Source organism: Nitrospira sp. BLG_2 (assembly GCF_049222245.1).
Window position 1 is genome coordinate 1 of sequence record NZ_JBLYIG010000020.1, and the last position, 3198, is coordinate 3198.

Consider the following 3198-nt stretch of genomic DNA (forward strand, 5'->3'; position numbering starts at 1 on the left):
CCAAGGCGCTAGAGATTCCACATAAAGCTGCTCGAACGCAGAGGATCCATTTGAGCTCTTGAGCGGAGACGTAAATCTCTATGGTTATGTCAGCGGCAATCCGATGTTGTACAGAGATCCGTACGGACTCTTCGAGTTGCCGCTGCTACCGCAAGAAGTCGTAGATATATCAGCAGGAATTGGTGATACGCTTTCTCTAGGGCTAACAGACTTGATTCGAGATGCAATGGATATCAACAATGTCGTTGATAAGTGTTCAAATGCATATAGCAAAGGAAGATATGCTGGCTATGCATTAGGTGGTTCAGGTCTTGCGTTACGAGGCGCTACCACACTTGGCGGAACACGCCTGGGGAGTTTTTTAAACAGCAATCGATATTTACGGATAGGACCTGGCAGAATGCCAGCGAATGGTCCACTTCCAGCATCGACCAATGCGCCAAGAATATCGATTGGCCCAGGACCAGGGAATCCGCATATCGATCTACGAGTTCGTGGTATTGATTGAGGGAACATTGTGGTTGACGATTCTTCCGATCTAAGCAATGCGATAAAGGCGATCGTTCGTGAACGACTCAATGTTTTGTCGTCCAAGGGGTTCGTGGAGCTTAGAGAACTTCCAAGTCAAACCAGCGAAGAAATCGTTCTGCAAGGAACCAAACTCACTTTGTCGGTATGGCATGACCTACTTCCTTCACAAGATCATCGGATTGTTGTCCAAGCCTACAAACCGGGGATGTTGGGGTTCGGACGCATGCACGCAGATGGGTTCGTCGTAAGTAGTCGCAATGAAAAGAGAGTTCTTACTCTAGAAGAGTGGGCGCCATTCAGTTAACAATAAAGGTTACGGTGGCGCGCACCGATTTCCCTGCCCTCACCACCAATTACAACACCGACAATCAATAACTCACATTCGGGATTACGACCGAGACCTACGATCTGAATGGGAACTTGGCAACAACTACCAATACGGGCGGCACGACGACGTACATGTGGAACGCGAAGAACACATGGCCATGGTGAACTCAGCAGTATTTCTTCCAGCAGATGATGATCTCGCCTGTTTAGGGCGAATTCATGGAAAAGCGCGAGTGTTGCGGCAACATTTTGAACAAGAAGTATTGAATCGGACTCTGAATCAGGTTCTGATTGTGGCAGATGATGGAACTGCCGTGTGCATTGATTCTGACTATGGAGACGTGCAGTTCAAGTTTGAGTGTTTTTTTCTCAAAGTCTTTTCCTGTGCGCCTGACTCATGGGGTGAAACCCTTGAGATATGTAAGGTTGGGGAGTGGCATTCCGTAAAGTGTCTATTCCGCTTTGAGTATGAGCGGCCTGCGGCGGAAGGGGAGGTCCCTAGTTCATGGGTGCAAGTTGTCAGAAGATTGGCGAAAAGAAATGAGCTCCCTGAGGAAGCCACAGCGATCGGCTGCGCCCTTGTTGGAATTGTATTCTGGAACTCAGTGAAACGATTCCCCATCTTGTTAGTCGCCAATGGTGATATTGACGGTGATGATCCGACAGCCATCCAGGTGAGCCAAGAACGGGAGATGATCGAATTATTTATGGAATCCTGCGAGTCCATTAACCTAGAGGACGTTCCAAAGTGGGCCGCAGAAGTCCGTAGTTGGCTTAGCGATCGATAGCAAGGCCTTGGCGACAAAGAAAAAACTTCAAGTGGGTCGGTCTTGCGTTGAGAATTCTTCCGACTCAAAGAATGCAATAAAGGAGACCGTTCGTGAACGGCTCAATATCCTATCGTCCAAGACGTTCACGGAACTTACTGACCTTCCAAGCCAAAGCAGTGAGGAAATTGTTCTGCGAGGAACTAAACTCACGGCCTGACTTTCATGATGAGACTTCTCAGCCGCTCACGCTGAACCAGTCGAATGCTGGAGAACTCCAGGCCGAACTGTTTGCCGTCGGTCCCGCGGGTTCGCACTTTTCTGATCGAGTTCGTTAGAAATCTGTATTGTCACGGCATGGTCCACTTCAAAAGAAGATCGGGTCAGCAATCTTTAGTATATGCATAGAAAAGATGTGAACAGAGGTAGTCACGACTCGTGCAAGTAGCCTTCTATAACCGCTCCTATCGCGCTTCAAATTCTGACCTTGACCCTGGCATCATCCTCTGCCACAAAGGACACCGGTACAGGAAGTTAAAGAAGGAGCGAGCGTAATGCGCACAATCAGCCGGCGGATGGCGGATTTGGCCCAATCGGAAATTCGGGCAATGACACAGGCCTGCGCGAGCGTGAAGGGCCTCAACATGGCACAGGGGGTTTGTGACACGCCGGTGCCGCCGATCGTCCTGGAAGGCGCTGAGAAGGCGATTAGAGATGGGTACAACGTGTACACGCGCTTCGATGGATTACCGGAGTTACGCGAGGCCATAGCCGGCAAGCTGGCGCACTATAACGGCATTGAGGCCGATCCGGAAACGCAGATCACGGTCAGCGCCGGGGCAACCGGCGCCTTTCACTGTGCCTGTGCCGCGTTACTCAATCCCGGCGATGAAGTCATTCTCTTTGAGCCGTACTACCAGTACCATATCAGCGCGCTCGTGGCTGTCGAGGCTGTTCCAGTCCCTGTCCGGATGCAGCCGCCGGCATGGACCTATTCTTTGCCTCAGCTCGAGCAAGTCGTGACTTCGAAAACAAAAGCCATCATCGTTAATTCACCTGGAAATCCATCGGGGAAGGTATTCAGCCGAGCGGAACTTGAGACGCTGGCGGACTTTGCGTGCCGGCACGATTTGTTCGTCATGACGGATGAAATCTACGAATATTTTCTCTATGACGGACGGCGGCATGTGAGCATGGCTTCTTTGCCGAATATGGCGGAACGGACGGTAACCATTGGAGGGTACTCCAAGACGTTCAGCGTGACGGGATGGCGGATCGGGTACAGTGTGGCAGCACAGCCATGGGCAAGAGCCATCGGCGCGATGAACGATCTGCTCTACGTCTGTGCTCCCGCGCCGCTCCAAATGGGAGTGGCGCGAGGCATCAGAGAATTGCCCGACAGTTTCTATAGTAACTTGGCGCATGACTATCAGCGGAAGCGCGACAAGTTTTGCGGCGCGCTGATCAAGGCAGGGCTCACTCCTACGATCCCGGAAGGCGCCTATTACGTGTTGGCGAATGTGTCTCGGCTTCCAGGTGACACAGGGAAAGCTCGCGCGATGTATCTGCTGGA

At 51.4% G+C, this 3198-nt stretch carries 4 protein-coding genes; all 4 read left to right on the top strand.

The genetic code is table 11. The features are described 5' to 3' along the window. Positions 1 to 58: 58 nt before the first annotated feature. The gene (locus ACOSYY_RS00615) at positions 59 to 508 is read left to right on the top strand and encodes an RHS repeat-associated core domain-containing protein (protein WP_421660286.1); all 450 of its coding nucleotides are present in this window, start codon (positions 59 to 61) and stop codon (positions 506 to 508) included. Positions 509 to 1016: 508 nt separating this feature from the next. After that, the gene (locus ACOSYY_RS00620; RefSeq protein ID WP_421660287.1) at positions 1017 to 1646 is read left to right on the top strand and encodes a hypothetical protein; all 630 of its coding nucleotides are present in this window, start codon (positions 1017 to 1019) and stop codon (positions 1644 to 1646) included. Positions 1647 to 1738: 92 nt separating this feature from the next. Beyond that, positions 1739 to 1963: a hypothetical protein gene (locus ACOSYY_RS00625; RefSeq protein ID WP_421660289.1), complete on the top strand. Its 225-nt coding sequence runs from the start codon at positions 1739 to 1741 to the stop codon at positions 1961 to 1963. A gap of 216 nt (positions 1964 to 2179) precedes the next feature. Next, positions 2180 to 3198 (top strand): pyridoxal phosphate-dependent aminotransferase (locus ACOSYY_RS00630; protein ID WP_421660290.1); only part of this gene is annotated, 1019 nt, incomplete at its 3' end.

Bases quoted from the DNA above. Each gene is read 5' to 3' on its own strand.
- ACOSYY_RS00620 (WP_421660287.1), top strand. From the start codon at position 1,017: ATGGTGAACTCAGCAGTATTTCTTCCAGCAGATGATGATCTCGCCTGT.